Raw genomic sequence first — 24733 nt, forward strand, 5'->3', positions numbered from 1 at the left:
TCGCAATTGTGCAAGTTCACTAATTCGCTGATTGGATCGCTCCTCTGGAGGACGATCCGATGCGCGATAACAGCTATGACCGGACGATTGAACGCAATTACCTGCAGAAGTGGCGGTTTCTGATCCCGGAATATGAGGCGGTCAAGGCGGGCCGATCGGCGGTGTTCAAGAGTGTTGGGGATTTCTACCGCCATCACGGAACCTGTTCGCAGACCTTCCGCAAGTATTACAACCGCTATCTGCAGAGCGGCGATGGAGCCGACCTGTTGCCGCGTCGTCGTGGGCCCAAATGGCGGGAACGGCGCGAGCCGAACGGGATCGAGGCCGAGATCATCGCTCAGCGCCAACGGGGGATGAACCGCTACGAGATCCATGCCGTCTTGCGTGAGCAGCGCGCCACAGTACCTTCGCCATCGACCATCTACCGGGTGCTGAAGCGCCATCAACTGAACCGCCGCACGCCGGCGATGCGCGAGGAGAAACGCCGCATTATCAAGGACAAGCTCGGGGAGCTCGGCCACGTCGATCTGCATCAATTGCCGCGCGACATGTTCCTCGCGCCACCCCCTGTCACGCCCTACATCATCTGCCTGATCGACAGCTGCTCGCGCCTGGCCTGGGCCGAGGTGCTGACCTCCAAGAAGGCGCTTCCGGTGATGTTCAAGACGCTGAAGATGATCAATACTCTCAACGTCACTTACGGACTGATCTTCGCCGAGATTCTGTCCGACAACGGGGCCGAGTTCGCCTCCCGCAACACCCCTCAGGAGCATCCCTTCGAGGCCATGCTGCTCGAACTCGGCATCAAGCATCGCTACACCAGGCCCTACCGGCCGCAAACCAATGGCAAGGTCGAGCGCTTCTGGCGAACCCTCGAAGAGGACGTCATCGAGGGCGCAACCTTCGACAATCTCGACCACTTCGCCAAAGAGCTGTTCGAGTACCTGATCTACTACAATAACCACAGGCCTCATCAGGCCCTTGCAGGGCTGACCCCGAAGGCCTTTGCAGCCACCAAGACCACCGCGATCCAATCAGCGAATTAGTGAACATCGACAGCAATGACGGGGAGAGGCTAGTCGTGCCCATGCTCGGGCAGCGCCAACCCAAACACCTTGACCAAATCCTTCACCTGCGCCGGCGACAGATACCTTGGGTTCAGTCCGCGCAGCAGCAGATAGAGCTTCGCCGTCTCTTCCAGTTCCTCCATCGCGAACACCGCCGCTTCGAGCGTGTCACCCGAAACCACCGGGCCGTGATTGGCGAGCAGCACGGAGGAGTACTTCCCCGCCAGCCCCTTGATGGCGTCGGCGACGGCCGGATCACCGGGCCGATAGTAGGGCACGAGCGCGGTGTGGCCGCATTTCATCACGTAATAGGCCGTCATCGGCGGCAGCGCGGCGCGGGGGTCGATCTCGGGCAGCATCGACAGCGCCACCGAATGGGTCGAATGCAGATGCACGACCGCGCGCGCCGCGCCACGGGTCTGGTAGAGGGCTGTGTGCAGCGGCACTTCCTTGGTGGGCGCATCGCCGGATACCAGCCGTCCGTCGGGCCCGAGCCGCGACATCCGCGCCGGATCAAGAAAGCCGAGCGACGCATTGGTCGGCGTCACCAGCCAGCCGCCGTCGTCGAGCTTCACGCTGATATTGCCGGAGGAGCCCGGCGTCAGCCCGCGCTCGAACAGCGAGCGGCCGAAGCGGCAGATTTCCTCGCGGAGCCTTGTTTCGCTCATGGACCGACCTCTTTTCCGCCTTGTCTCACGCTTTGGCAGCGCGGCCAAGCCGTGATACGCAAGGCGCCAAGCCGCCGGCCGAATGGCCGCTGAACAGAAACCATCGAGGAACCGCCGCATGCCAGAATCCGCTAAACCGCGCGTCGCCGTCATCGGGCTGGGCTCGATGGGTTTTGGCATGGCGACCTCGCTGCGCCGCGCGGGGCTAGAGGTCACCGGGTGCGACGTCTCGGCTGACACGGTCAAGCGGTTCGTCGCCGAGGGCGGCAAGGGTGCCGCGACGCCGGCGGAAGCGGCAAAATCGGCCGACATCGTCGTCAGCGTCGTCGTCAACGCCGCGCAAACCGAGACCATTCTGTTCGGCGCCAAGGGCGTCGCTGAAACGCTGGCGAAAGGCGCGGTATTTATTTCCTCCGCCACCATGGACCCCGACGTAGCACGGCGTCTCGCCAAACAGTTGGAAGAATCCGGCCGGCACTACCTAGACGCGCCAATTTCCGGCGGCGCACAGCGCGCGGCGCAGGGCGAACTCACCATCCTCGCATCCGGCAGTCCGGCCGCCTTTGCCAAAGCCCGTCCAGCGCTGGACGCGATGGCGGCAAAACTCTACGAGCTCGGTGATGCCGCCGGGCAGGGTGCGGCGTTCAAGATGATCAACCAGTTGCTGGCCGGTGTGCACATCGCCGCCGCTTCCGAGGCCATCGCGTTCGCTGCCAAGCAGGGCCTCGACATCCGAAAAGTCTACGAGGTGATCACGGCCTCGGCCGGCAATTCCTGGATGTTCGAGAACCGCATGCCGCACGTGCTCGACGGCGATTATGCGCCGCGCAGCGCGGTCGATATCTTCGTCAAGGATCTCGGCATCATCCAGGACATGGCACGCTCGGCGAAATTCCCGGTGCCGGTTTCGGCTGCCGCCTTGCAGATGTTCCTGATGACGTCAGCCGCCGGCATGGGCCGCGACGATGATGCCTCGGTCGCGCGGATGTATGCAAAAGTCACTGGCACGCATCTGCCGGGCGAGCCGAAGTAAGAGCAAGATCAAGAAGGGGACCGTAGATGCCGCGCTTTGCCGCCAATCTCTCCATGATGTTCACCGAGGTCCCGTTTCTCGACCGCTTCGATGCGGCGGCGCAGGCGGGCTTCACCGCGGTCGAATTTCTGTTTCCCTACGACCATCCCGCAGAGGCCGTCGGCGAACGGTTGAAAAAGAACGGCCTGACGCAAGCGTTGTTCAATTTGCCGCCGGGCAATTGGGACGCCGGCGAAAAGGGCTTTGCCGCGCTGCCGGAGCGCTTTGACGATCTCAAGCGAAGCCTGGAGACCGCACTGCCTTACGCGAAGGCGACCGGCGTCAAGCGGCTGCATCTGATGGCGGGCATCGCCGATCGCAGCAGCACGAAGGCCGTCGAACAATTCTACAAGTCGGTGGCATGGGCAGCCGAGTTCTACGCGCCCCATGGCCTCGACGTCGTGATCGAGCCGATCAATCCGCGCAACGTGCCTGGCTATTTTCTCAACGATTTTTCCTTCGCGCGCGACCTGATTACCGAGCTGAAAATCCCAAATCTCAAACTGCAGTTCGACATCTATCACTGCCAGATCATTCACGGCGACGTCACCATGCGGTTGCGCGAGATGATGCCGATAACAGGCCATGTCCAGATCGCCAGCATTCCCTCGCGCAATGAGCCTGACGGCGAAGAGCTGAACTATCCGTTCCTGTTCACCGAGCTCGACCGGCTCGGCTATGGCGGTTTCGTCGGCTGCGAATACAACCCGCGCGGCAAGACCACCGATGGCCTCGGCTGGTTCAAGCCCTATGCCGGAGCAAAACCGTGAAACTGTCCCTTGGCTGTATTGCCGACGACTACACCGGCGCTTCCGATCTCGCCAACACGCTGACGCGTCAGGGCTTGCGCACGGTGCAGACCATCGGCGTGCCATCAGACGATCTTGCGCTCCCCGACGTCGATGCGGTGGTGGTGTCGCTCAAGAGCCGCTCGATCGAGGCTGATGTTGCGGTCGAGCGTTCGCGCGCCGCCGAAAAATGGCTGCGTGGCCGCGGCGCCGGCCACGTGTTGTTCAAGATCTGCTCGACCTTCGATTCCACCGACGCCGGCAATATCGGTCCGGTGATGGACACGCTGCGCGCCGACTGCGACGAGGCGATTGTGCTGGTGACGCCGGCCTTTCCGGAAACCGGCCGCACCGTCTATCAGGGCAATCTGTTCGTGGGCTCCGTGCCGCTGAACGAAAGCCCGCTGAAGGATCATCCGCTCAATCCGATGCATGATTCCAATCTGGTGCGGGTGCTGGCGCGCCAGAGCCGGACCCAGGTCGGACTGGTCGATCTCGCGACCCTCACGCGCGGCGCGGAGGCGGTTCGCGGACGTCTCGCTGAGCTGGCGGGAAAGGGTATCGGCGCGGCCATCATCGATGCGGTCTTTGACCGCGATCTGGAAACCATCGGCGCCGTCGCGCTGGATCACCGCCTGTCCGTCGGCGCGTCCGGCATCGGTCTCGGCCTTGCGCGCGCGCTGGTCGCCTCCGGCAAGGTCAAAGCGGCTTCCGCGGGCGCGGTCTCCGGCACGCCGGTCGGTGGACCGGCTGCGTGCCTTGCGGGGAGCTGCTCGCAAGCGACGTTGGCGCAGATTGCCAATGCCGAAAAGACCATGGCCGTGCTGCATCTCGATCCCGAGCAGATCATCGCGGGGCCGGCAGAGGCGCGCCGGGCGCTGGCCTGGGCGAGCGACCGAATCAGCGATGGTCCAATCCTGATCGCCAGCAGCTCGACGCCGGACCAGGTTGCAGCTCTGCAATCTCGGCATGGCCGCGATGCAGCCGGACATGCCATCGAGCAGGCGATGGCCGATATCGCCGAAGGCCTGGTGCGCACCGGCGTGCGGCGACTGGTGGTCGCCGGTGGTGAAACTTCGGGCGCCGTCGTCGATCGGCTGAGGATTCCGGGCTTTCTCGTCGGCGAAGAAATCGCTGCAGGCGTGCCGGTTTTGCGCGCGGTCGGCGCCGAGGACGGCGAGATGCTGCTCGCACTGAAATCAGGCAATTTCGGCGGGACGGAATTTTTCTCCGATGCATTGAAGCTGATGCGCTGATCGCCTCAAGCCGACATTCATTTCCTGGTGAGAACTGTCGCGTAGGTATTTGTACCGACGCGAATTAACTCAACTTGAGGACGCGTCGGGTTTGATATCCGCCAGGCATCCTTCCTTTCCAAAATCCGGGCCTTTTCCCAGGCGGCGTTTCGCGTGCCCAAAATAAGAGATTCCACCCATGCTCGCCCGCTATTCGATCCGCACCAAGATCATCACCGTGGTCGCCTTCCTGCTCGTCGCGATGGCGGGCATGGGTCTGCTCGCGGTGAAGAACATGCGCGCCATCAATGCCAACACGGTCGATATCGCGACCAACTGGATGCCGAGTATCCGCGTGCTGGGCGACCTGCGCGCCGGCACCATCACCTACCGCAACGTGATCCGCGAGCATATGCTGTCCGAGACGCTGGAAGAGAAGCTGGCGATGGAAAAGACACTCGCCACCGTCATCGAGAGCAACACCAAGATCCGCGCTGCCTATGAGCCGCTGATCACCTCGGCGGAGGAGCGCGCGCTGTATGCCGAATGGTCGAGGCTGTGGGACAAATATCGGAAGGGCACCCAGGAGGTCATGGAACTGTCGCGCAAGGCGGCTGGGAATATCCCGACCGAAGCCCACGACCTGAATACCACGACCGTCAACAAGATCAGCCTCGATGCCGACGCCGTCCTGAAGAAGAGCATCGATCTGAACAATGCAGGCGCGGACAAGGCGGCAAGGGAGGCGGCCGACAGCTACACCGCCGCTCTCATGATGCTTGCCCTGATCCTCGGTGGCGCCGTCATGATCGGCATCGGCATCAGCGTCTATCTGGTTCGCGACGTCTCGCGCGGCATTGCTTCGATCGTCACGCCGATGCAGGCGCTGGGTAAGGGCGACCTGAGCGCCGAGGTGCCGCACCAGGGCGAGAAGACCGAAATCGGCGCGATGGCCGATACCTTGCAGGTGTTCAAGGAAGCGCTCATTGCCAAGAAAGCGGCCGACGAGGCTGCTGACGCCGACGCCGAAGCCAAGATCGAGCGCGGCCGGCGGGTCGATGGCATCACCCGCAACTTCGAAAGCGTGATCGGCGAGATCGTGCAGACGGTATCCTCGGCTTCGACGCAGCTCGAAGCGTCGGCCGGCACGCTGTCGGCGACCGCCGAGCGCTCGCAGACGCTGACCTCGGCCGTCGCCTCGGCTTCCGGCGAAGCCTCCGCCAACGTCCAGTCGGTGGCCTCGGCGACCGAAGAGCTTTCTTCCTCGGTCACCGAGATCGGCCGCCAGGTGCAGGCGTCGGCGCGGATGGCGACCGACGCAGTCGGTCAGGCCCGCGTCACCAACGACCGGGTCAGCGAATTGTCCAAGGCAGCGGGCCGGATCGGCGACGTCGTCGAACTCATCAACACCATCGCCGGCCAGACCAACCTGCTGGCGCTCAACGCCACCATCGAGGCGGCGCGCGCCGGTGAGGCCGGTCGTGGCTTTGCGGTCGTGGCGTCGGAGGTCAAGGCGCTGGCCGAACAGACGGCAAAGGCCACCGGCGAGATCAGCCAGCAAATTGCCGGTATCCAGGGCGCGACCCAGGATTCTGTTAGCGCGATCAAGGAAATCAGCGGCACCATCGAAAGGTTGGCGGAAATCTCCTCGGCGATTGCGGCCGCCGTGGAAGAGCAGGGCGCTGCGACCCAGGAAATCTCCCGCAACGTGCAGCAGGCCGCCCGCGGCACCCATCAGGTCTCCACCAACATCACCGATGTGCAGCGCGGCGCCAGCGAGACCGGTGCGGCCTCCTCGCAGGTGCTGTCGGCGGCGCAGTCGCTCTCGGGCGATAGCCAGCGCCTCCGGCGCGAGGTCGGCAAGTTTCTGGAGTCGGTCCGGGCAGCCTGACAACCGCCGGCCGTCGACGAAGGGGCCCGGCTCGCTGAAAGCGCGCCGGGCCTTTTCGCGTCTGACGCGAAGATTGAGGGGCTGCAACCCGGTTGGATGCCCGTAATTTCACGCAAGCGGAAATTAACCGGTCCCCGCTACGCTGCGCCGCATCTTCAGGGATTCGCGCGCGAGGGTTGCCGGTTCCTTTGCGTCGTAAAAATTCCGCATCCGGAAAACTGATTCAGAAGAAATTGGGGTCGTCGACATGATCAAGCTCAACCGTATCGGATACAAACTGGGCTTGGCCGGGGCGGTTGGCGTCCTGCTGGCGATCGGCATGGTCGCCAACCAGATGGTCACCGAATCGAGGATCGAGGAAGCCAGCGAGCGCGCCGCCGGGTCGCAGCAGGTGGCCGACAACTCGCTCTCCGCCCATATCGACCTGCGCAAGATTCAGCTTGCTGCCGGCAATGTCAGGCTGGCGAGGACTTCCGCCGAGGTCGAGAAGACCGTTGCCGATTTGCAGCGCTACAAGGCGAGCGGGGCGAAGGAGTTGGAGGCGGCGCTGACGATGGCGCAGCGGCCGGACGCCAGGGAACGGCTGCAGAAGATCAAGACTTTGATGGATGGCTTTACCGCCGCCGTGGAAGATCTCGCCAAGGCGCAGATCACGCTGCTGGCGCAGATCGACAAGCGCTCGGTCATCTCGGAAGAATGGACCAAGGCGGTCGATGCCCAGTTGAAGTTGCCGGCCATGGCGAAGTTGGACAACCGCCTCGAGATCGAGCGTTTGCTGTTTCAGGCCGATGGAAAGGTGAACGCGTTGCGGGCTGCTGCCTGGAAGCTCGGCGCAACCGGCGATGCCAACCTGGTCTCGGAGATGGCCAAGACCGAGGCCTCGCTGAAGGACGTGTTCAACAAACTGCGGGGCGAGGCCGATGACCGGGAATTGTTGGTCGTGGTCAGCAACCTTTCCTCGACCGTCAAGCGCTTCCTGGCCGCCAATGAGGAAGCGGTAAAGACCGAGCAGCTCAAAAACGACATCATCGCCAACCGCACCGTCAAGGCCGCCGCAGATGTCGCCGATCTGATGGAAACAACCGTCGAGGCCGCGCAAAAGGATGCCAGGACTTCCAAGGACGAGGTCATGGCCGATACCGAGCGCGCCAACCGCATCAACCTGATCATGGCGATCATCGTCGTCGCGTCGCTGATCGCCTCGGTGGCATTCTCCTTCCTCGGGGTCGCGCGTCCAATGACGCGGCTGAACGGTGCGCTGGGCGAGATGGCCGGCGGCAATCTCGACGTTGAGATTCCCGGCGCCGACCGTGGCGACGAAATCGGCGATCTCGCCAAGACGGTGACCGTCATTCGCGAGAACGCCGAGCACAAGGCGCGTGAGGAAGCCGAAGCCAAGGTTCAGCAGGATCTGATCGCGGCGCAGCGGCGCAAGGCCGAGATGATCAAGCTCGCCGACGATTTCGAAGGTGCGGTCGGCAATATCGTCGAGACCGTGTCATCGGCGTCGACCCAGCTCGAAGCCGCCGCCGGGACGCTGACGACGACTGCCGAACGTGCCCAGGAATTGACCACGATGGTGGCGGCGGCTTCCGAGGAAGCCTCCACCAATGTGCAGTCGGTGGCTTCCTCCACCGAGGAGATGGCGTCGTCGATTACCGAGATCGGCCGTCAAGTTCAGGAATCGGCGCGGATGGCCAATGAGGCCGTCGATCAGGCCCGCACCACCAATGACCGGGTCAGCGAATTGTCGAAGGCGGCGGCCCGCATCGGCGCGGTGGTCGAACTCATCAACACCATCGCCGAACAGACCAATTTGCTGGCGCTCAACGCCACCATCGAGGCCGCCCGTGCTGGCGACGCCGGCCGCGGCTTCGCCGTCGTGGCATCTGAGGTAAAGGCGCTGGCGGAACAAACCTCGAAGGCGACCGGCGAGATCGGCCAGCAGATCACCGGCATTCAGGCCGCGACGGAGGAGTCCGTCGGTGCGATCCAGGCGATCAGCTCCACGATCGAGAAGCTGTCGGAAATATCCTCGACCATTGCGGCCGCGGTGGAAGAGCAGGGTGCCGCAACCCAGGAAATCTCCCGCAACGTGCAACAGGCGGCCCGCGGCACCCAGCAGGTCTCCGCCAACATCACCGACGTGCAGCGCGGGGCCGGCGAGACCGGATCGGCCTCGACGCAGGTGCTCTCTTCGGCCCAGTCGCTGTCGTCGGACTCCAACCGCCTCAAGCTCGAGGTCGGCAAGTTCCTGAACTCGGTACGGGCGGCGTAGGCAGCCGCCACACCGCAGACACTTACGAAGGCCCGCCCCTGATCCGGTGCGGGCCTTTTGTCGTTCGGAATCGATGGGATGGACTGGCCGCGGTCCTGGTTAATAAAACCCCGTATATCTACTGAGCACAAAATTAACGGGTAGAAAGCGCCTGACATATACGATTCCGCGCAGTGGGGCTGACGACCACCGTCGTCGCGTGGGAGATCAAGCATGTTTGGAATGATAAGCCGGGCCAAGCTGACGGTTGGCCGAAAGATCTATGCCCTCATCTGCCTGAGCTTTGCCGGGCTCTTGGGCATCGCCTTTCTCGACTCCCGCGAACTGGCATCGAGCCTGAATCAGCAGAAGCAGATCGAGCTGCGCCACCTCGGCGATCTCGCACTCGGCATCATCAAGGAAGAGCATGCCGCGGCCCAGAAGGGCAACGTTTCCGACGCCGATGCCCAGAAGCGGGCGATGGCGCGGATCGGGGCGCTCAGGTACGGCAACAACGACTATTACTGGATCAACGACATGCATCCGAAAATGGTGATGCATCCGATCAGGCCGGAGATGAACGGCAACGATCTTTCGTCCTACAAGGATCCCAACGGCAAGCTGTTGTTCGTCGATTTCGTCAATACCGTCAGAAAGGACGGCTCCGGCTTTGTTCCCTACGAATGGCCGAAGCCCGGCTTCGACAAGCCGCAACCGAAATTGTCCTACGTGGTCGGCTTCGCCCCGTGGAACTGGGTCGTCGGCACCGGTGTCTACATCGACGACCTGACGGCGCAGACCTGGGCCTCGACCCAGCGCTCGCTGATCGTTGCCGGCGTAGTCCTGCTGTTTACACTCGTGGTGTCGATCTTCGTGGCGCGTAGCGTCACCGGTCCGCTGCAGCGGATGACGATTGCAATGAACGATCTCGCCAGCGGCAACCTTGCCGTCGAGGTGCCCGGCATCGGGCGCGGCGATGAGGTTGGCGAGATGGCCAAGGCCGTCGAAGTGTTCAAGAGCAATGCCATCGCCCGCCAGTCGCTGGAGGTCGAGCAGCACGCGGCCGAGACCCGCGCCGTGGCGAGCCGCAAGGCGGACATGAACAAGATGGCCAACGATTTCGAGGCGGCGGTCGGCCAGATCGTCGAAGCCGTATCGTCGGCGTCCAGCCAGCTCGAGGTCTCGGCGGGCACGCTGACGTCGACCGCGGAACGCGCGCAGGAACTCGCGACAACGGTCGCTTCGGCCTCCGAGGAAGCCTCGACCAACGTGCAGTCGGTGGCGTCGGCCACCGAAGAGATGGCGTCATCCGTCACCGAGATCAGCCGCCAGGTGCAGGAATCGGCACGGATGGCCAACGACGCCGTGGAGCAGGCGCGCACGACCAATGACCGCGTCAGCGAATTGTCGAAGGCGGCAACCCGCATCGGCGACGTCGTCGAGCTGATCAACACCATCGCCGGCCAGACCAACCTGCTGGCGCTCAACGCCACCATCGAGGCGGCGCGCGCCGGCGAGGCCGGCCGCGGTTTTGCGGTCGTGGCTTCCGAAGTGAAGGCGCTGGCGGAACAGACCGCGAAGGCAACCGGCGAGATCGGACAACAAATCACCGGCATCCAGGCGGCAACGCAGGAGTCGGTGAACGCGATCCAGGCCATCAGTGGCACGATTGAAAAACTGTCGGAGATTTCGTCGACGATTGCGGCGGCCGTGGAAGAGCAGGGCGCCGCGACGCAGGAAATCTCCCGCAACGTGCAGCAGGCGGCCATGGGCACCCAGCAGGTGTCCTCCAACATTACCGACGTGCAGCGTGGCGCCAGCGAAACCGGATCGGCGTCTTCGCAGGTGCTCGCGGCAGCGCAATCGCTGTCAGGCGACTCGAACCGCCTCAAGCTCGAGGTCGGCCGCTTTCTCGACTCGGTGCGGGCGGCCTGATCTTCGTACCTGCTATTCGGTTCGAAGCCGGTTCCTGATGCCCGGCTTCGCGATCGCTGGCGATCCGAATCAGAAACGCGACTTGCCATGAGCCGTCGGCTTTTCGGCTGCAAGAGGAGCGATAAACATCCCTAGATCGTAAAATTGCGATTGCGGCATGTGCCGTTCGATCGCCCTGAGCGAAACTGGGATAAAATGTGGCGAATGAACTTCCTAAGGCGGGAAAAAGTGGTAATACGCGGAGGTATCGTGACGATCTGAACCTCTGACATGTGTTCTGCGTCAAAGAAGATGAGCCAGGACTCAACACGCTTCATCCAAAGGGGAGGCGCATCGAGGCACCCACCCGCCATGGTCAAGTTGCGCACACGATCCTTCTCAATCCCGGCTAGCGCTCTTTTTCGTTGTTGCGACGATCGCTGCCGACGGCTCGGATGACCGCCGCGTGTCGTTGCTCGATGACCTTGTTGAGTCTGAGTTCGTAAAGATTAGCCGGTCTCTGGACGTCGATCGTTTCCGGAGCATCGAAGGACTGGGCGATGCCAAGAGCATTCCGCTCGACGCCAAGGACTTTGCCGCCGCTTTCGCCTCGCTGAAGCTGAAGTCCTGTTCGGTCCATCTGCAGCGGACGTTCCCTCGAATTCTGCAGATGCAGTATTCCACGACCGGCGCGATCGTCGGCTTCACGATGGACGATGCGGCTTCGTTGATCATCAACGGCGTTGAAGCCCGCGCGCCGGCCTTGCTCCTGGTCAAGGGTACCGCGACGTGTGAGATCGTGGAGCAGCGGGCCAATCTGGTGGCGCTTGTGAATTTTGCTTCCATCGACGATCGCGGCTGGCCAGGCGATGCCGATAGCGCTCAACTGATCGCGACGCTGCCAGATAGATGCGAGGCGCTCCGGGTGACGGTTCGCGATGTCCTGACGCTCGCTTCGCATTCGCCCGATAGCTTCGCACAGCCGAACGTGATCGAGCATGTTGAAGAATCGATTCTGCAGGCGATCGATCTGGCGATGGCTGCGGCATCGCCCACACCCGAAGCCAAGCGCCTGAGCCTGAGCCATTATCTGGCGCTGGTCCGAAAGCTCGATGAGTTCGTGGCCGATAGTGCCGGCAGGACGTTGTACAGCGCCGACGTGGCGCGGCAACTCGGCGTCTCCGTGCGGACGCTGCATAACGCCGTGGTTGCCATTCGCGGCATGAGCATGCACCGCTACATGCGGCTGCGGCGGCTGTGGAACGTCCGACAACAACTGGTGCGCGGCGCGTCGGTGCAGTCGGTGAAGGCGGTCGCGCTCGCGAACGGCTTCTGGCACATGGGCGAGTTCACCGCGCTCTATCGCGAGTTGTTTGGCGAAACACCGCAGCAGACGCTGTCGGCAGCGCGCAGGCAGACGGGCGATCCGGCATGATGGAGCTAAAGCGCGCCGCGCTTCCGTAATACTACCAATTCCCGGACCGTCCCGCCTTAGACGCCGGTTAACCATCGTATGAAAGCCTGACGGTCATGGGTGCCGCTCTGTGGCTATGCCGCCGCAGGAGCCCTTCGTTCGCAACGAACCGGCTCGTCCCAAATTGGCCCGGCACTTCTTCACCGTGATCCCGCCCTGCGGGAAATAACGGCAGCGCTGTGATTTCCCCAGGGTCGTTTCATTTTGAAGGATGCAAAGCCATGTCCCGTTTTATCCTGAACTTGTCGATCGGCGCCAAGCTCGGCATCGCCTCGGGGCTCGGCGTTCTGCTCGTCGCCGCGATGGTGATCACCCAGATGCGCGCCAACAGTTCACTGCGCGACGCCGATACCCGCAAGTCGGAGCAGCAGACGGTCGCGCGGGAAGCGGTAGGTGCGAAGGCGTCAATTCGCGGCATGCAGACCGGCGTGCGCGATCTTCGCCTCGTCAACAGTTCGGCGGACCTGCAGAAAGCGAATGACTATCTGGCGGCCCGGCTCAAGTCGGTGAACGGATTTGCCGACGAGATGCTGCGTCTGTCCCATTCCAGCGAAAATCGGGCACGCATCGAGAAGCTCAAGACGCGGGCGGCGGACTACGCCAAGGCAGCCCAGCAGATCGCCGCAGTCCGTGGTGAAGCGATTGCCGCCGCGGGTGGCGGTTCCGATGCCGCCGCGCGCGTCGCGGAGTTGAACGAAGAAGCCATCCGCGTTGCGCGGGAAGTCACGCTGCCGATCGCGGCCGAGCTCGAAGCGCTCGCCAACCAGATTGCCGATTTCAGCAAGCGTCGCGTGGAGGAGGAAGCCGCGCAGGCGGCCCAGGAGATGACCTCGGCCGAACGCCAATCCATGATCGTCGGCTTCTGCACGATCCTTCTCTTGATCGGCACGTCCGTGTTTTCCTTATTCACGATTGCTCGCCCGATGCGGGGATTGAGCGCTTCGATGGAGGAACTCGCCGGCGGCAATTTCGCCGTCGTGCTGCCCGGGCTTGGCCGCAAGGACGAACTCGGCGCGGTCGCGGGCGCCGTCGAGAAGTTCAAAGTCGTCTCCGAGCAGAAAGCTCGTGACGAGGCCGAAGCCAAGATGAAGCAGGACCAGGTCGCGGCCCAGCAGCGCAAGGCCGATATGGTCCGACTTGCCGATTCGTTCGAGGCAGCCGTCGGCGAGATCGTCGAGACCGTGTCGTCGGCGTCTACCGAACTCGAAGCTTCCGCCGGCACGCTGACGGCAACCGCCGAGCGCGCCCAGCAGGTGACCACGATGGTGGCCGCGGCCTCGGAAGAGGCGTCCACGAATGTGCAATCGGTTGCGTCAGCGACGGAAGAGTTGTCTTCCTCGGTCAACGAGATCAGCCGTCAGGTGCAGGAATCGGCGCGAATGGCGGGTGAAGCCGTCGACCAGGCGCGCGTCACCAACGATCGCGTCAGCGAATTGTCGAAGGCGGCAGCACGCATCGGCGACGTCGTCGAACTCATCAACACCATTGCAGGCCAGACCAACCTGCTGGCGCTCAACGCGACCATCGAGGCGGCGCGCGCGGGCGAAGCCGGCCGCGGCTTTGCGGTCGTGGCGTCGGAAGTGAAGGCGCTCGCCGAACAGACCGCCAAGGCCACCGGCGAGATCAGTCAGCAGATATCAGGCATCCAGGGCGCTACTCACGAATCCGTCGGCGCGATCAAGGAAATCAGCGGCACCATCGAACGGCTGGCCGAGATCGCCGCGACCATCGCCGCGGCGGTGGAAGAGCAGGGCGCGGCGACCCAGGAAATCTCCCGCAACGTGCAGCAGGCGGCCGACGGCACCCAGCAGGTTTCGGCCAACATCACCGACGTGCAACGCGGCGCCAGCGAGACCGGCTCGGCTTCCGCGCAGGTGCTTTCGGCGGCACAGTCGCTCTCGGCCGACTCGAACCGCCTCAAGCTCGAGGTCGGCAAGTTCCTCGATACGGTGCGGGCGGCGTGAGGGGCTACGATGTTTTCGTGCCCCGGACGCAGCGCAGCACGCACTAAACGGTAGGGTGGGCAAAGGCGCGCTTAGCGCCGTGCCCACCATCTATCAACAGATCGCGTCGTGAATGGTGGGCACGCTTCGCTTTGCCCACCCTACATTCTGTGCGCTGCACCGCGTCCGGGACACGAGAACTATCCTGCCCGCCACTCCAGCACGCCATCATCCGCGGCAACGATATCGCCGACCGACCCCACCGGCGTCCGATCCAGGCTCAGCAGATGCTTGAGCGTCGCTGCGTCACCAGCGGGCACACGCGCCAACGCCCGCGCATCCTGCTCGGTGCGCAGCATCACCACGCCGTGCTCGACCTCACCCTTGCCCTTGTAGATCACGGTAAAGCTCTCGACTTTGCCCTTGCCTGAGGCGTCGGTGACGAAGTCCGGCACCGTGCGCCGATGGCGGTCGGCCTCGGCCTGCACGCTGGTGTCCTGCGCGAGCGGCCCCTTCGGCACCTCGCGCGACAATACCAGTCCGTGATGCTTGGTGACAAAGCCGCCCTGGCCGTAGAGCAGGCCGAGCTTGTCGCCTTCGCGCAGTTTCCGCACCATCGCAATAGCCGCGTGCGTCATGTAGGTGTTGAGCGGCGCGCCAAAGAAGGTGAGGCCGCCGGTCACCGTCGGCTGCACGTCGGGGCCCAAGCCCAGCGTCCGCCGCGCCATCTTCGGCACGCAGGGAAAGCAGCTATAGAGCTCGATGGCATCGAATTTCCTGCCGTCGCCCTCGACCAGGTCCATCACCGCCTTCAGCACCGCGTTCTGCGGATGGCTTTCATAGAACTGGTCGCGCACCAGATAGTCGCGCGGCTCCTCCGCCGACGCGCCGCCGATCGGATAGACCAGCCGCTCCTCGGCTACGCCGGCCGCGCGCGCTTTCGCCAGCGAGGTCAGCAAGACGGCCCCGCCCATGTTGACGGTCGGATTGGCCACCATCAGTTTTGTGTACGGCCAGGCGATCAGCCGGTTCTCCGGCGTTGGCGTGATGATCTCTTCAGGTGCAAAACGCTTCTTCAGCCACGAATTTGGATTTTCTGACGCCACTTTCGAATAGGTCGACCACAGCGCGCCGGATTCGGCGAGCGCCTCGCGCGGCGTCTGGCCCCAATGCGCTGAGGTGGCGGATTCGTAGAGCGGATAGACGGTGATGGGGCGGAACACCCCAAGCTTCACCGCCATCGGCTTCTGAAACGCCGCACCGCGCTTCGGCTCCTCGACGTCATGGGCGAACGGCGTCCATGGCAGGGCGATGCCGCCGCGCTCGGCCTTGGTTGCGGTGGATTGCGCTTCCGCGCCGCAGACCACCGCCACGCTGCACTCGCCGCGCGCGATGCGCTTTGCGGCTTCGTGAATGTAGCGGATCGGGCTCTCGCCGCCGACCGGGCCGTAATAGCAATGCGCTGGCGCAGCACCAAGCTTTGCTGCGAGCTGCTTCTCGGGATCGCGGTAACGCCAGCTCAGGAAATTGACGACGTCGAGCGAGCCGAGTTCGCCGAGCAGCTTTGCGCCGCTATCGGCTTCCGCGCGCCGCACCGCCTGTTCGAGCAGCGCCAGCGGTTCGAGGCCAGCGGCGATGTCCTTGGGCCGGTCGACGATTTCGCCGACGCCGACGATGACGGGAATGCGGTCTTCGGGGAGGGGGGAGTTCGACATTTTTTCTTGTTTCGCTTTCTAGTCTCGTAGGGTGGGCAAAGGCGCGCTTGCGCCGTGCCCACCATCTAGCTTCTTGCTCGGAAGTGGTGGGCACGCTTTCGCTTTGCCCACCCTACGGGAGGTTCGCCGTCACTCCTCCATCAGCATGTTCATATGCTCCACCGCGTCGGCAAAATCTTCCTTGAATTCCTGCACCACGGCGCCGGCCGACTTCACGCTGTCGATCAGGCCGACGCCCTGGCCGACGAAGTAAGTCACGAGGTCGCGCGCCTGCACATTGCCGGCGGCGGCCGCGCGGTCGATCGAATTGAAGGCGTCGCGGCTGATGATGCTTTGCAGCGGCATCGGCAAGGCGCCGGGGCTGTCCGGTCCGCGGTCCCATGCATCGGTCCACACCGACCGCAATTGTCGTGCCGGCTTGCCGGTGCGGCCCTTGGAGCGGACGGCGTCGCGGGAGGATGCCGCGATCATCTTCTCGCGGAAAATTTCCGTGGTCTCCGATTCCACCGTCGCCAGCCACACCGAGCCGGTCCAGGCGCCGGCCGCACCCATCGCCATGCAGGCCGCCATCTGCCTGCCTGTCATGATGCCGCCTGCGGCCAGCACCGGCACGTCACGGACCGGCTTGATCGCCTTGATTACCTCGGGCACCAGCACCATGGTCGAGACCTCGCCGCAATGGCCGCCGGCCTCGGTGCCTTGCGCAACCAAAATATCGACGCCGGCAGCGACCTGCCTCAACGCATGTTCTTTCGAGCCCACGAGCGCCGCCACCGGCACGCCATGCTTGCGGCCCATGTCGATCATCTGCTTCGGCGGCACGCCAAGCGCGTTCGCAATCAGCTTGATCGGATGGCGAAACGAGACCTCGAGCACGTCAAGCGCGCGCTGCGCGTCAAACGGCTGCGGCTGGTTGTCGGCGACATTGCTCGTCGTCAACTCGACGCCGTATTTCTTCAGCAGGTTGCGGGTGAAATCGCGATGCTGCGACGAAATCCGCGCCTCCAGGCTCTTCCAGGTGACGTCCTTCTCGCCCGCGGTCGAAATGTTTTCAGGGATCAGCACGTCGAGCCCGTAGGGCTTGCCATCGGTGTGATCGTCGATCCATTTCAATTCCTGTTCGATCGTCTCGGGCGAATGCGCGGTCGCGCCCAATACGCCAAACCCGCCGGCGCGGCTGACGGCGGCAACGACGTCGCGGCAATGGCTGAAGGCGAGCAGGGGGAATTCAATTCCCAGCATGTCGCAGATTGGCGATTTCATGGTGACCTCCCAGCGGCAGCATTCCGGATTGCTGCTCGGCTTTCCGCGCGACGCTAGCCCATCGGAGGCTTGCATGCCAAGCGGTCTCACTCCTCATCCTGAGGAGGGCTTGCAATTCCATCTCGCAAAATATGCAGGGCACGGCCGCCGATTTGCGTCTTGCGCTTTGGCGCTATCGATAGAATGCTGCACGCAACCAACATAATTTTCAGGGAGCCCGTTTTCATGTCCGCCATGCCGTCCGCCGCCGCCAAATCCCCTGCTACCTACGACGTCGTCGTGGTTGGCGCGGGCTTTGCCGGCATGTACATGCTGCACCGCTTGCGCGGGCAGGGGATGACGGCGCGGGTCTACGAGCAGGGCTCGGGCGTCGGCGGCACCTGGTACTGGAACCGCTATCCCGGCGCGCGCTGCGACGTCGAGAGCATGCAGTATTCCTATTCGTTCTCGGAAGAGCTGCAGCAGGAGTGGGACTGGAGCGAGCGCTATGCACCGCAGCCGGAGATTTTGAAATACGCCAACCACGTTGCCGACCGTTTCGATCTGCGAAGGGACATCCAGTTCGACACCCGTGTCGATCGTGCCGAGTTCAACGAGGCGACCTCCCTCTGGTCGGTAACGACTTCGGACGGCAAAACGGTGTCGGCAAAATTCGTCGTGCTCGCTACCGGCTGCCTGTCGAACGCGCGGATGCCCGACATCAAGGGTCTCGGTCGGTTCAAGGGCAAGGTCTACCACACCGGCCACTGGCCGCATGAGGAAGTCGATTTCACCGGCCAGCGCGTCGGCGTCATCGGTACGGGATCGTCGGGGATTCAGTCGGTGCCGGTCATCGCCGAACAGGCCAGCCATCTGACGGTATTTCAGCGCACCGCGAATTTCTCGATTCCCGCCCGCAATGCGCCGCTGACGGAACAGGATCGGCAAAAATTCCGCGCCAACTATCCCGAGATCCGGCGCTTCGCCCGCGAGATCGCGAAGAACGGCATCTACACCGAGATGCCCGACCGCGGCGCACTCGATGACGGCGACAACGAGCGCCGTACGAAGTACGAGGCGCGCTGGAATCACGGCGGGCTTACCTTCATGTCGGTCTACAACAATCTTGCGCTCGACAAGACCGCCAACGACACCGCTGCGAATTTCGTCCGCGAGAAGATCGCCGGGATCGTCAAGGACCCGGAAACGGCAAAACTATTGCAGCCGAACAACCATCCGATCGGCTCAAAACGCATTTGCATCGACACCGATTATTTCGCGACCTTCAACCGCCCACACGTGACGCTGGTCGACATCAAGTCGAATCCGATTGAAGAGATCACCGAAAACGCCGTGCGCGTGGCCGGCAAAAACTACGAAGTCGACGCTTTGGTGTTGGCGACCGGTTTTGATGCCATGACGGGATCGGTGGCGAAGATCGATATCAAAGGCCGCGACGGCCAGACGCTTAATCAAAAATGGGCCGCGGGCCCGCGCACCTATCTCGGCTTGATGAGCGCGGGCTTTCCCAACCTCTTTATCGTCACCGGCCCCGGCAGTCCGTCGGTGCTGTCCAACATGATCGTGTCGATCGAGCAGCATGTCGACTGGATCACCGACTGCCTCGCTTACATGCGCGATCGCGGGCTCGACACGATGGAAGCCGCCACCGAAGCCGAGGACAAATGGGTCGCCCATGTCAACGAGGTCGCTTCCAGCACGCTCTATCCGCAGGCCAATTCCTGGTACATGGGCGCCAACGTCCCGGGCAAGCCGCGCATCTTCATGCCCTATATCGGCGGCGTCGGCCCCTACCGGCAGATCTGCAACGAGGTCGCGGCCAAAGGCTATCAAGGATTTGTGATGGAGCGGGCTTCGGTGCCGCGCAAGGTGGCAGCGTCGTAAACCGCTCCCGTAGGGTGGGCAAAGCGACTTGTCCGCTGTAGCTCAACGAGCGAAGGCGGAAGCGTGCCCATCTTGCGGCGCGGCATGAATGGTGGGCACGGCGCAAGTGCGCCTTTGCCCACCCTACAGCCTATACCGCAGCCGCCGCGCCAACACCTCAACAAATCGATCGACATCGGCCTCGTCATTATAGACGTGGGGCGAGATGCGCATGCGCCCGAGGCGCGGTGCGACATAGACGCCTTCGCTCGCCAATCCTTCGACGAGGCCCGCCGGCATTCCGCCCTTGAAGGCGAGGCTCAATACATGCGGCGCCCGCAGGTGAGGTTCGAGAACGTGGACGCCGACGCCGCGCACGGCTTGCGCGATCCGCTCCGTCAGCATCGTGAGACGTTGCACAATGGCCGGCGCGCCCCAGTCAGCCATCATCTCCATGCCGATCGAGGCCATCTCCATCGAGATGAAATGGTCGCGCTCGCCCATGTCGAAGCGCCGCGCATCGGGAACATAACTGAGATCGGTGAAATAGACAGCGTTATCGGCGCGCACGTTGCAACGGCCGGACGCGGTCTGCTCAAGCGGGATACCGCCTTGATGACGTTTGGCAACATAGAGAAAGGCGCGGCCGTAAGGGCCGAGCAGCCATTTGTAGGTCGGGAAGATCACAAAATCCGGGTCGAGACGCTTCACGTCGGTCGTCAGCACGCCAATGCTGTGCGTCGCGTCGACAAGGAAGGCGGCGCCCCGCTGCCGCAGAGCCGCGCCGACTTTGTCGACATCGATCAACCCGCCGTCCGACCAGTGCATTGATGAGATCGAGGCCAGGCTGACCGGCGGAGCGCCGGATCGCTCGATGCTTCCGAGAACCGCCGCCGTCCAGTCGCCATCGTCAGGTTGCCGCACCGTCTCGACGGTGAACCCTTCTTTCTCGGCCCGCGTCTGCCATTCGAGCACCGGCGAGGAATGATCGTTCTCCAGCACGATCACGCGCGTGCCGCGGGCGATCGGCAGCATCTTCGCGGCGGTCGCAACGCCGTAACTGATCGAGGAAATCAGCGCGATATCGGCGGCTTCGGCATTGATCAGCCGGGCGGCAGCAAGGCGCGCGCGTTCATGCTGCTGATTGGCGAAGGAAGCCTCTAGCGTCCACGGCGTGCCCTTGCGGAGAACCGCGGCGCGGCCGGCCTCCAGCGTTCGAAGCGGCAGCGGGCTGTAAGAGGCGGCGTTCAGGTAGCAGATCTGGCGCGGTATCTCGAACAGGGCGCGCTGTGATGGGAGCATGTGGATGGTCTCTTTGCTGGCGACACCTCCATTATGACCGATCTCGATTACACCAGCCACAGCAGCATTGCTCCGAGTACACTTCCCTCGTGCAATCAAGGCAGGCGTGGCATGGCGCATTCCTCCCCTGACTTTTGCGCGCTTTTTGTTCTGTTGCGGTGCTGATACGAAGCCCTACATGGATTACGCCGGCCACCGCGCGACAGATCACGCAATCGCGAGACGCCGAAGAAGCCTGGAGCCAACCCTAATGACCGACGCCCCCGTTAACGATCCCGCCGAATACGTCCCGCCAAAAGTCTGGACCTGGAACAAGGAAAGCGGCGGCCGGTTCGCCGCCATCAATCGCCCGATCGCAGGCCCTACGCATGAGGCGGAGCTGCCGGTCGGCCGCCATCCGTTCCAGCTCTACTCGCTGGCTACTCCCAACGGCGTCAAGGTCACGGTCATGTTCGAGGAGTTGCTTGCGGCTGGCCACAGCGGCGCTGAATACGACGCCTGGCTGATCAAGATCGACGGCAATCAGTTCGGCAGCGGCTTTGTCGCAGTCAATCCAAACTCGAAGATCCCCGCACTGATGGATCGCAGCGGACCGACGCCGATCCGGGTGTTTGAATCAGGCGCGATCCTGATGCATCTCGCCGAAAAGTTCGGTGCGTTTTTGCCGGCGGGCGGCGCGGCGCGGGCCGAATGCCTGTCGTGGCTGTTCTGGCAGATGGGCAGCGCGCCGTATCTCGGCGGCGGCTTCGGCCATTTTTACGCTTATGCGCCGACCAAGATCGAGTACGCCATCGACCGCTACGCCATGGAGGTGAAGCGCCAGCTCGACGTGCTCAATCGGCGTTTGGCCGACAACGAATATCTCGCAGGGAGCGAATACACGATCGCCGACATGGCGACCTGGCCATGGTACGGCGCGCTGGCCAAGGGCCTGGTCTACGGCGCCGGCGAATTCCTCTCGGTACACGAATACAAGAACGTGCAGCGCTGGACCGACGCGATCGCCAAGCGCCCGGCGGTGAAGCGTGGGCGCATGGTCAACCGCATCTCCGGCGATCCGGCAAGCCAGTTGCACGAGCGGCACGAGGCAAGCGATTTCGATACCAGGACGCAGGACAAGATCGGCGAGCCCGCGCAGGGGTGAGGCGAGGGCAGGGGATTTCTTCGCCAGTCGAATGCGCGGAGGCACCGCCTCCGCACGGGGACTCTCGATAAACAACCAACAAAGGTCCCGCGCGCCCAACAGGGCAGAGGAAAAACCGCCATGAGCTTTTTCGAAAAAGGCCCAGTCCGCATCCACTACGAGGAAGCCGGCTCCGGCTTTCCGCTGCTCCTGATCGCCGGCGGCGGATTGAATTCGAACATCTCCGGCATCACCGGCGACTATCCGCCCTTCAACGCCATCAAGGAATTCGGCAACGAATACCGCTGCATCGCCTACGACCTGCGCAACGCGCCGCCCGGCCAATCCACCGGCCCGCTCGAGATCGAGCGCCCCTGGGATTCCCACACCGACGACCAACTCGCCTTGATGGATCACCTCGGCTTTGAAAAATTCATGGTGCTGGGTTTTTGCATCGGCGGCCCCTTGATCTGGAATCTGATCAAGCGCGCGCCGGATCGCGTCGCCGCCGCCGTATTGGCGATGCCGTCAGGCTCGCGTCCCGAAATGCGCGACCTGTTTTACAATAACAACATGACCGGCTGGGCGCCGGAACTGACAAAACGCCGGCTCGACATCACGATGGAGCAGGCAGAAAAATTCCTGACCCGGATGTATCGCACCGATCCCGATTTCGTCTTCACCGTGACGCGCGATTTCGTCCGCCAATGCCAGACGCCGGTGCTGATCCTGCCCGACGACATCCCGGCCCATCCTTACGCGGTCGCTATGGAAAGCGCGATGCTGGCGCCGAACGCGGAGGTCAGCCTGTTTCCGTGGAAAGAGCCGAAAGAGCGGGTGCCGCTCGCGGTGCGGCAGATCCGGTCTTTCCTGCGTGCGCATAGGCCAAGCCGAGATTCGTAGGGTGGGCAAAGCGAAGCGTGCCCACCATTAGCGCCGCAGATCGGCGAGAGATGGTGGGCATGGCGCAAGTGCGCCTTTGCCCACCCTACAAATTAGACCGCCGCCTTCGCCCCTTCCGCCGGCGGAAACACCACGCGGTCGTCGGTCCGGCAATAACGGTCCGCGAACATGCGGCCGATCGGGTGATAGCGCTCCATGTGCACGCGCATCGCGGCGTGGTCCCATAATTCGTCGCGGATATGGAAGTGGATGCCTTCGCCCATCACCAACAGCCGGTCGCCGTTGACGTCGATCTCCTTCCAGGTCTTGCACTCCATCGCAAACGGCGCATCCGCCAGCCGCGGTACGGTGATTTTGGTCGAGGGCGCCAGTTTGAGATCGAGATAGTCCGGCTCGCCGACCTCGGGCGGAAAATCACCGCTGCTTTCATGCATCGCCCGCGCCAAGGGCTCGTCGGTCATGTTGACGACGAACTCGTTAGTCCGCCGGATGTTGATCACGGTATCCTTGACGCGGCCGTCGGGCCGCAGATTGGCGGCAAACATGCAGAGCGGCGGATCCTCGCAGAACACGTTGAAGAAGCTGAACGGCGCCGCGTTGACCACGCCGGTCAGACCGATCGTCGTCACCCACGCGATCGGCCGCGGCAGCACGAAGGAGGTGAGCACCTTGTAGCGCTCGCGGGGTTTTAAGTCGCTGGGGTCGTATTGCATGCAAGGGGCTCCGCGTAGGGTGGGCAAAGCGCAGCGTGCCCACCACTCAGTGCGGGCGCTAGTAGCGGTGGGCACGGCGCTTGCACGCCTTTGCCCACCCTACGACAGCTCAGGTTACGGCATGCTCAGTTCATGCCTTCCGACCACCATCCAGTGCACCTCGTCCGGACCGTCGGCGAAGCGGAGGTGGCGGACGTCCTGGTACATCTCGCCGAGCGGGCTCCACTGCGAAATGCCGGTGGCGCCGTGCATCTGGATCGCCTGGTCGATGATCTTGCAGGTACGCTCCGGCACCATGGCCTTGACCATGCTGACCCAGATCCGCGCCTCCTTGTTGCCGAGCACGTCCATCGCTTTCGCGGCTTTCAGCACCATCAGGCGCATCGCCTCGATCTCGCAGCGCGCCTGCGCGATGATCTGCAAGTTGCCGCCGAGATGGGCGATCTTCTTGCCGAAGGCTTCGCGGGTGAGCCCGCGCGACACCATCAGGTCGAGCGCCTTTTCCGCCTTGCCGATGGTGCGCATGCAGTGATGGATGCGGCCCGGTCCGAGGCGGACTTGCGAGATTTCAAAGCCGCGGCCTTCGCCGAGCAAAATGTTCTCCTTCGGCACCCGGCAATTGTTGAATCGCAGATGCATGTGGCCGCGCGGCGCGTGGTCGTGGCCGAACACGTGCATCGGGCCCAAAATCTCGACGCCGGGGGTGTCGATCGGCACGAGGATCTGCGACTGCTGCTTGCTCGGCGGCGCATCGGGATTGGTCTTCACCATCACGATCATGATCTTACAGCGCGGATCGCCGGCGCCGGAGATGTAATACTTCTCGCCGTTGATCACCCATTCGTCGCCGACGAGTTTTGCCGTGGTGGAAATATTCTTGGCGTCGGAGGAGGCAACGTTGGGTTCGGTCATCGCGTAGGCCGAGCGGATTTCGCCTGCAAGCAGCGGCTTCAGCCACTTCTCCTTCTGCTCCTTGGTGCCGACGCGCTCCAGCACCTCCATGTTGCCGGTATCGGGCGCCGAGCAGTTCATGGTCTCCGACGCCAGCGGATTCTTCGCCAGTTCAACCGCGATATAGGCGTAGTCGAGATTCTTCAGGCCTTCGCCGGTCTCGGCATCAGGCAAAAAGAAATTCCACAGGCCTTCTTCCTTGGCCCTGTCCTTGGCCTTCTGCAGCACCGCGAGTTGCTCCGGCGTAAAGCTCCAGCGGTCCTTCTTGCCCTCGCCGAGCCGCATGAACTCGACCGACATCGGATCGACGGTCTCGCGGATGAATTTCTTGACGTGCTCGTAGAGCGGACGAACCTCGTCCGACATGCGCAAATCGTTGAGTTCTTCGCCCGGGTTTAGATTATAGGTCGTCGTCCGCGGGATGTAGGCGTGTTTCATGGATATTCCTCCCATTTGCGCAAAGATCGCGGGCGCGCTCGGCTCGTTGGCCGGCAATGTAGACGGGAGGAGAGGGCTTGTACAAGCGCGGGCAATGGGAGACGATTTTCCGTCTCATGGGAAGCCGGATGGTCCCCCCATAACTTACCTTCG

General features: G+C 63.2%; 18 protein-coding genes. 12 read left to right on the top strand and 6 right to left on the bottom strand.

The genetic code is table 11. From position 1 onward, the window contains the following. Positions 1-59: 59 nt before the first annotated feature. Positions 60-1046, top strand: coding sequence for an integrase core domain-containing protein (locus V1277_RS24065; protein WP_334414523.1), 987 nt, complete (start codon positions 60-62; stop codon positions 1044-1046). 29 nt (positions 1047-1075) lie between these two features. Here V1277_RS24065 and otnC read toward each other — a convergent pair whose 3' ends face one another. Next, positions 1076-1735: a 3-oxo-tetronate 4-phosphate decarboxylase gene (gene otnC, locus V1277_RS24070; protein WP_334418424.1), complete on the bottom strand. Its 660-nt coding sequence runs from the start codon at positions 1733-1735 to the stop codon at positions 1076-1078. Between the two features lie 82 nt (positions 1736-1817). On the opposite strand from otnC, the gene ltnD reads away from it, so the two are divergent. The 8 genes from ltnD (at position 1818) to V1277_RS24110 (ending at position 14330) form a co-directional block, all read left to right on the top strand. Then, positions 1818-2768, top strand: coding sequence for an L-threonate dehydrogenase (gene ltnD, locus V1277_RS24075; protein WP_334418426.1), 951 nt, complete (start codon positions 1818-1820; stop codon positions 2766-2768). Between the two features lie 26 nt (positions 2769-2794). Further along, a complete protein-coding gene (gene otnI, locus V1277_RS24080) occupies positions 2795-3577 on the top strand; it encodes a 2-oxo-tetronate isomerase (RefSeq protein ID WP_334418427.1) in 783 nt (260 codons plus the stop codon). Beyond that, positions 3574-4851, top strand: a complete 1278-nt coding sequence (gene otnK / locus V1277_RS24085; protein WP_334418428.1) for a 3-oxo-tetronate kinase — start codon at positions 3574-3576, stop codon at positions 4849-4851. The genes otnI and otnK overlap by 4 nt, the downstream gene beginning before the upstream one ends. A gap of 178 nt (positions 4852-5029) precedes the next feature. Continuing rightward, positions 5030-6721 carry a methyl-accepting chemotaxis protein gene (locus tag V1277_RS24090; protein WP_334418429.1) on the top strand — a complete coding sequence of 564 codons (1692 nt, stop codon included), beginning with the start codon at positions 5030-5032 and terminating at the stop codon, positions 6719-6721. A gap of 250 nt (positions 6722-6971) precedes the next feature. Next, positions 6972-8999, top strand: a complete 2028-nt coding sequence (locus V1277_RS24095; RefSeq protein WP_334420440.1) for a methyl-accepting chemotaxis protein — start codon at positions 6972-6974, stop codon at positions 8997-8999. A 213-nt stretch (positions 9000-9212) separates the two neighbouring features. After that, entirely contained in the window at positions 9213-10913 is a 1701-nt protein-coding gene (locus V1277_RS24100; protein WP_334418430.1) for a methyl-accepting chemotaxis protein, read from the top strand. A gap of 445 nt (positions 10914-11358) precedes the next feature. Next, the gene (locus V1277_RS24105; RefSeq protein ID WP_334418431.1) at positions 11359-12327 is read left to right on the top strand and encodes a helix-turn-helix domain-containing protein; all 969 of its coding nucleotides are present in this window, start codon (positions 11359-11361) and stop codon (positions 12325-12327) included. Positions 12328-12587: 260 nt separating this feature from the next. After that, positions 12588-14330 carry a methyl-accepting chemotaxis protein gene (locus V1277_RS24110; protein WP_334418432.1) on the top strand — a complete coding sequence of 581 codons (1743 nt, stop codon included), beginning with the start codon at positions 12588-12590 and terminating at the stop codon, positions 14328-14330. 179 nt (positions 14331-14509) lie between these two features. Here V1277_RS24110 and V1277_RS24115 read toward each other — a convergent pair whose 3' ends face one another. Beyond that, positions 14510-16024, bottom strand: coding sequence for an acetyl-CoA acetyltransferase (locus V1277_RS24115; protein WP_334418433.1), 1515 nt, complete (start codon positions 16022-16024; stop codon positions 14510-14512). Between the two features lie 129 nt (positions 16025-16153). Next, positions 16154-17287, bottom strand: coding sequence for a nitronate monooxygenase (locus V1277_RS24120; protein WP_334418434.1), 1134 nt, complete (start codon positions 17285-17287; stop codon positions 16154-16156). Between the two features lie 225 nt (positions 17288-17512). Here V1277_RS24120 and V1277_RS24125 point away from each other — a divergent pair, with 225 nt between their 5' ends. Beyond that, positions 17513-19171 (top strand): flavin-containing monooxygenase, encoded by a 1659-nt coding sequence (locus V1277_RS24125; protein WP_334418435.1) that lies wholly within the window; start codon positions 17513-17515, stop codon positions 19169-19171. A gap of 123 nt (positions 19172-19294) precedes the next feature. Here V1277_RS24125 and V1277_RS24130 read toward each other — a convergent pair whose 3' ends face one another. After that, positions 19295-20452 carry an aminotransferase class V-fold PLP-dependent enzyme gene (locus tag V1277_RS24130; RefSeq protein ID WP_334418436.1) on the bottom strand — a complete coding sequence of 386 codons (1158 nt, stop codon included), beginning with the start codon at positions 20450-20452 and terminating at the stop codon, positions 19295-19297. 250 nt (positions 20453-20702) lie between these two features. Between V1277_RS24130 and yghU the strand changes: the two genes are divergently transcribed. Beyond that, on the top strand, positions 20703-21596 hold the full coding sequence (gene yghU / locus V1277_RS24135) for a glutathione-dependent disulfide-bond oxidoreductase (RefSeq protein ID WP_334418437.1): 894 nt from the start codon (positions 20703-20705) through the stop codon (positions 21594-21596). Between the two features lie 120 nt (positions 21597-21716). Then, complete coding sequence (locus V1277_RS24140; protein WP_334418438.1) at positions 21717-22478, top strand: alpha/beta fold hydrolase; 762 nt, start codon at positions 21717-21719, stop codon at positions 22476-22478. Positions 22479-22570: 92 nt separating this feature from the next. On the opposite strand, the gene V1277_RS24145 is transcribed toward V1277_RS24140, so the two are convergent. Next, positions 22571-23191: a flavin reductase family protein gene (locus tag V1277_RS24145; RefSeq protein WP_334418439.1), complete on the bottom strand. Its 621-nt coding sequence runs from the start codon at positions 23189-23191 to the stop codon at positions 22571-22573. A 114-nt stretch (positions 23192-23305) separates the two neighbouring features. Further along, a complete protein-coding gene (locus V1277_RS24150; RefSeq protein ID WP_334418440.1) occupies positions 23306-24580 on the bottom strand; it encodes an acyl-CoA dehydrogenase family protein in 1275 nt (424 codons plus the stop codon). Between the last annotated feature and the right edge of the window lie 153 nt (positions 24581-24733).

It is taken from the genome of Bradyrhizobium sp. AZCC 1588 (genome assembly GCF_036924735.1).
GTDB lineage: Bacteria > Pseudomonadota > Alphaproteobacteria > Rhizobiales > Xanthobacteraceae > Bradyrhizobium.

What these genes read in the sequence shown, in the direction of transcription:
- V1277_RS24130 (WP_334418436.1), bottom strand. Translation starts at nt 20,452, where the DNA reads ATGCTCCCATCACAGCGCGCCCTGTTCGAGATACCGCGCCAGATCTGC.
- yghU (WP_334418437.1), top strand. Translation starts at nt 20,703, where the DNA reads ATGACCGACGCCCCCGTTAACGATCCCGCCGAATACGTCCCGCCAAAA.
- V1277_RS24065 (WP_334414523.1), top strand. Translation starts at nt 60, where the DNA reads ATGCGCGATAACAGCTATGACCGGACGATTGAACGCAATTACCTGCAG.
- V1277_RS24115 (WP_334418433.1), bottom strand. Translation starts at nt 16,024, where the DNA reads ATGTCGAACTCCCCCCTCCCCGAAGACCGCATTCCCGTCATCGTCGGC.
- V1277_RS24140 (WP_334418438.1), top strand. Translation starts at nt 21,717, where the DNA reads ATGAGCTTTTTCGAAAAAGGCCCAGTCCGCATCCACTACGAGGAAGCC.
- otnC (WP_334418424.1), bottom strand. Translation starts at nt 1,735, where the DNA reads ATGAGCGAAACAAGGCTCCGCGAGGAAATCTGCCGCTTCGGCCGCTCG.
- V1277_RS24100 (WP_334418430.1), top strand. Translation starts at nt 9,213, where the DNA reads ATGTTTGGAATGATAAGCCGGGCCAAGCTGACGGTTGGCCGAAAGATC.
- V1277_RS24150 (WP_334418440.1), bottom strand. Translation starts at nt 24,580, where the DNA reads ATGAAACACGCCTACATCCCGCGGACGACGACCTATAATCTAAACCCG.
- V1277_RS24090 (WP_334418429.1), top strand. Translation starts at nt 5,030, where the DNA reads ATGCTCGCCCGCTATTCGATCCGCACCAAGATCATCACCGTGGTCGCC.
- V1277_RS24110 (WP_334418432.1), top strand. Translation starts at nt 12,588, where the DNA reads ATGTCCCGTTTTATCCTGAACTTGTCGATCGGCGCCAAGCTCGGCATC.
- V1277_RS24120 (WP_334418434.1), bottom strand. Translation starts at nt 17,287, where the DNA reads ATGAAATCGCCAATCTGCGACATGCTGGGAATTGAATTCCCCCTGCTC.
- V1277_RS24145 (WP_334418439.1), bottom strand. Translation starts at nt 23,191, where the DNA reads ATGCAATACGACCCCAGCGACTTAAAACCCCGCGAGCGCTACAAGGTG.
- V1277_RS24125 (WP_334418435.1), top strand. Translation starts at nt 17,513, where the DNA reads ATGTCCGCCATGCCGTCCGCCGCCGCCAAATCCCCTGCTACCTACGAC.
- otnI (WP_334418427.1), top strand. Translation starts at nt 2,795, where the DNA reads ATGCCGCGCTTTGCCGCCAATCTCTCCATGATGTTCACCGAGGTCCCG.
- ltnD (WP_334418426.1), top strand. Translation starts at nt 1,818, where the DNA reads ATGGCCGCTGAACAGAAACCATCGAGGAACCGCCGCATGCCAGAATCC.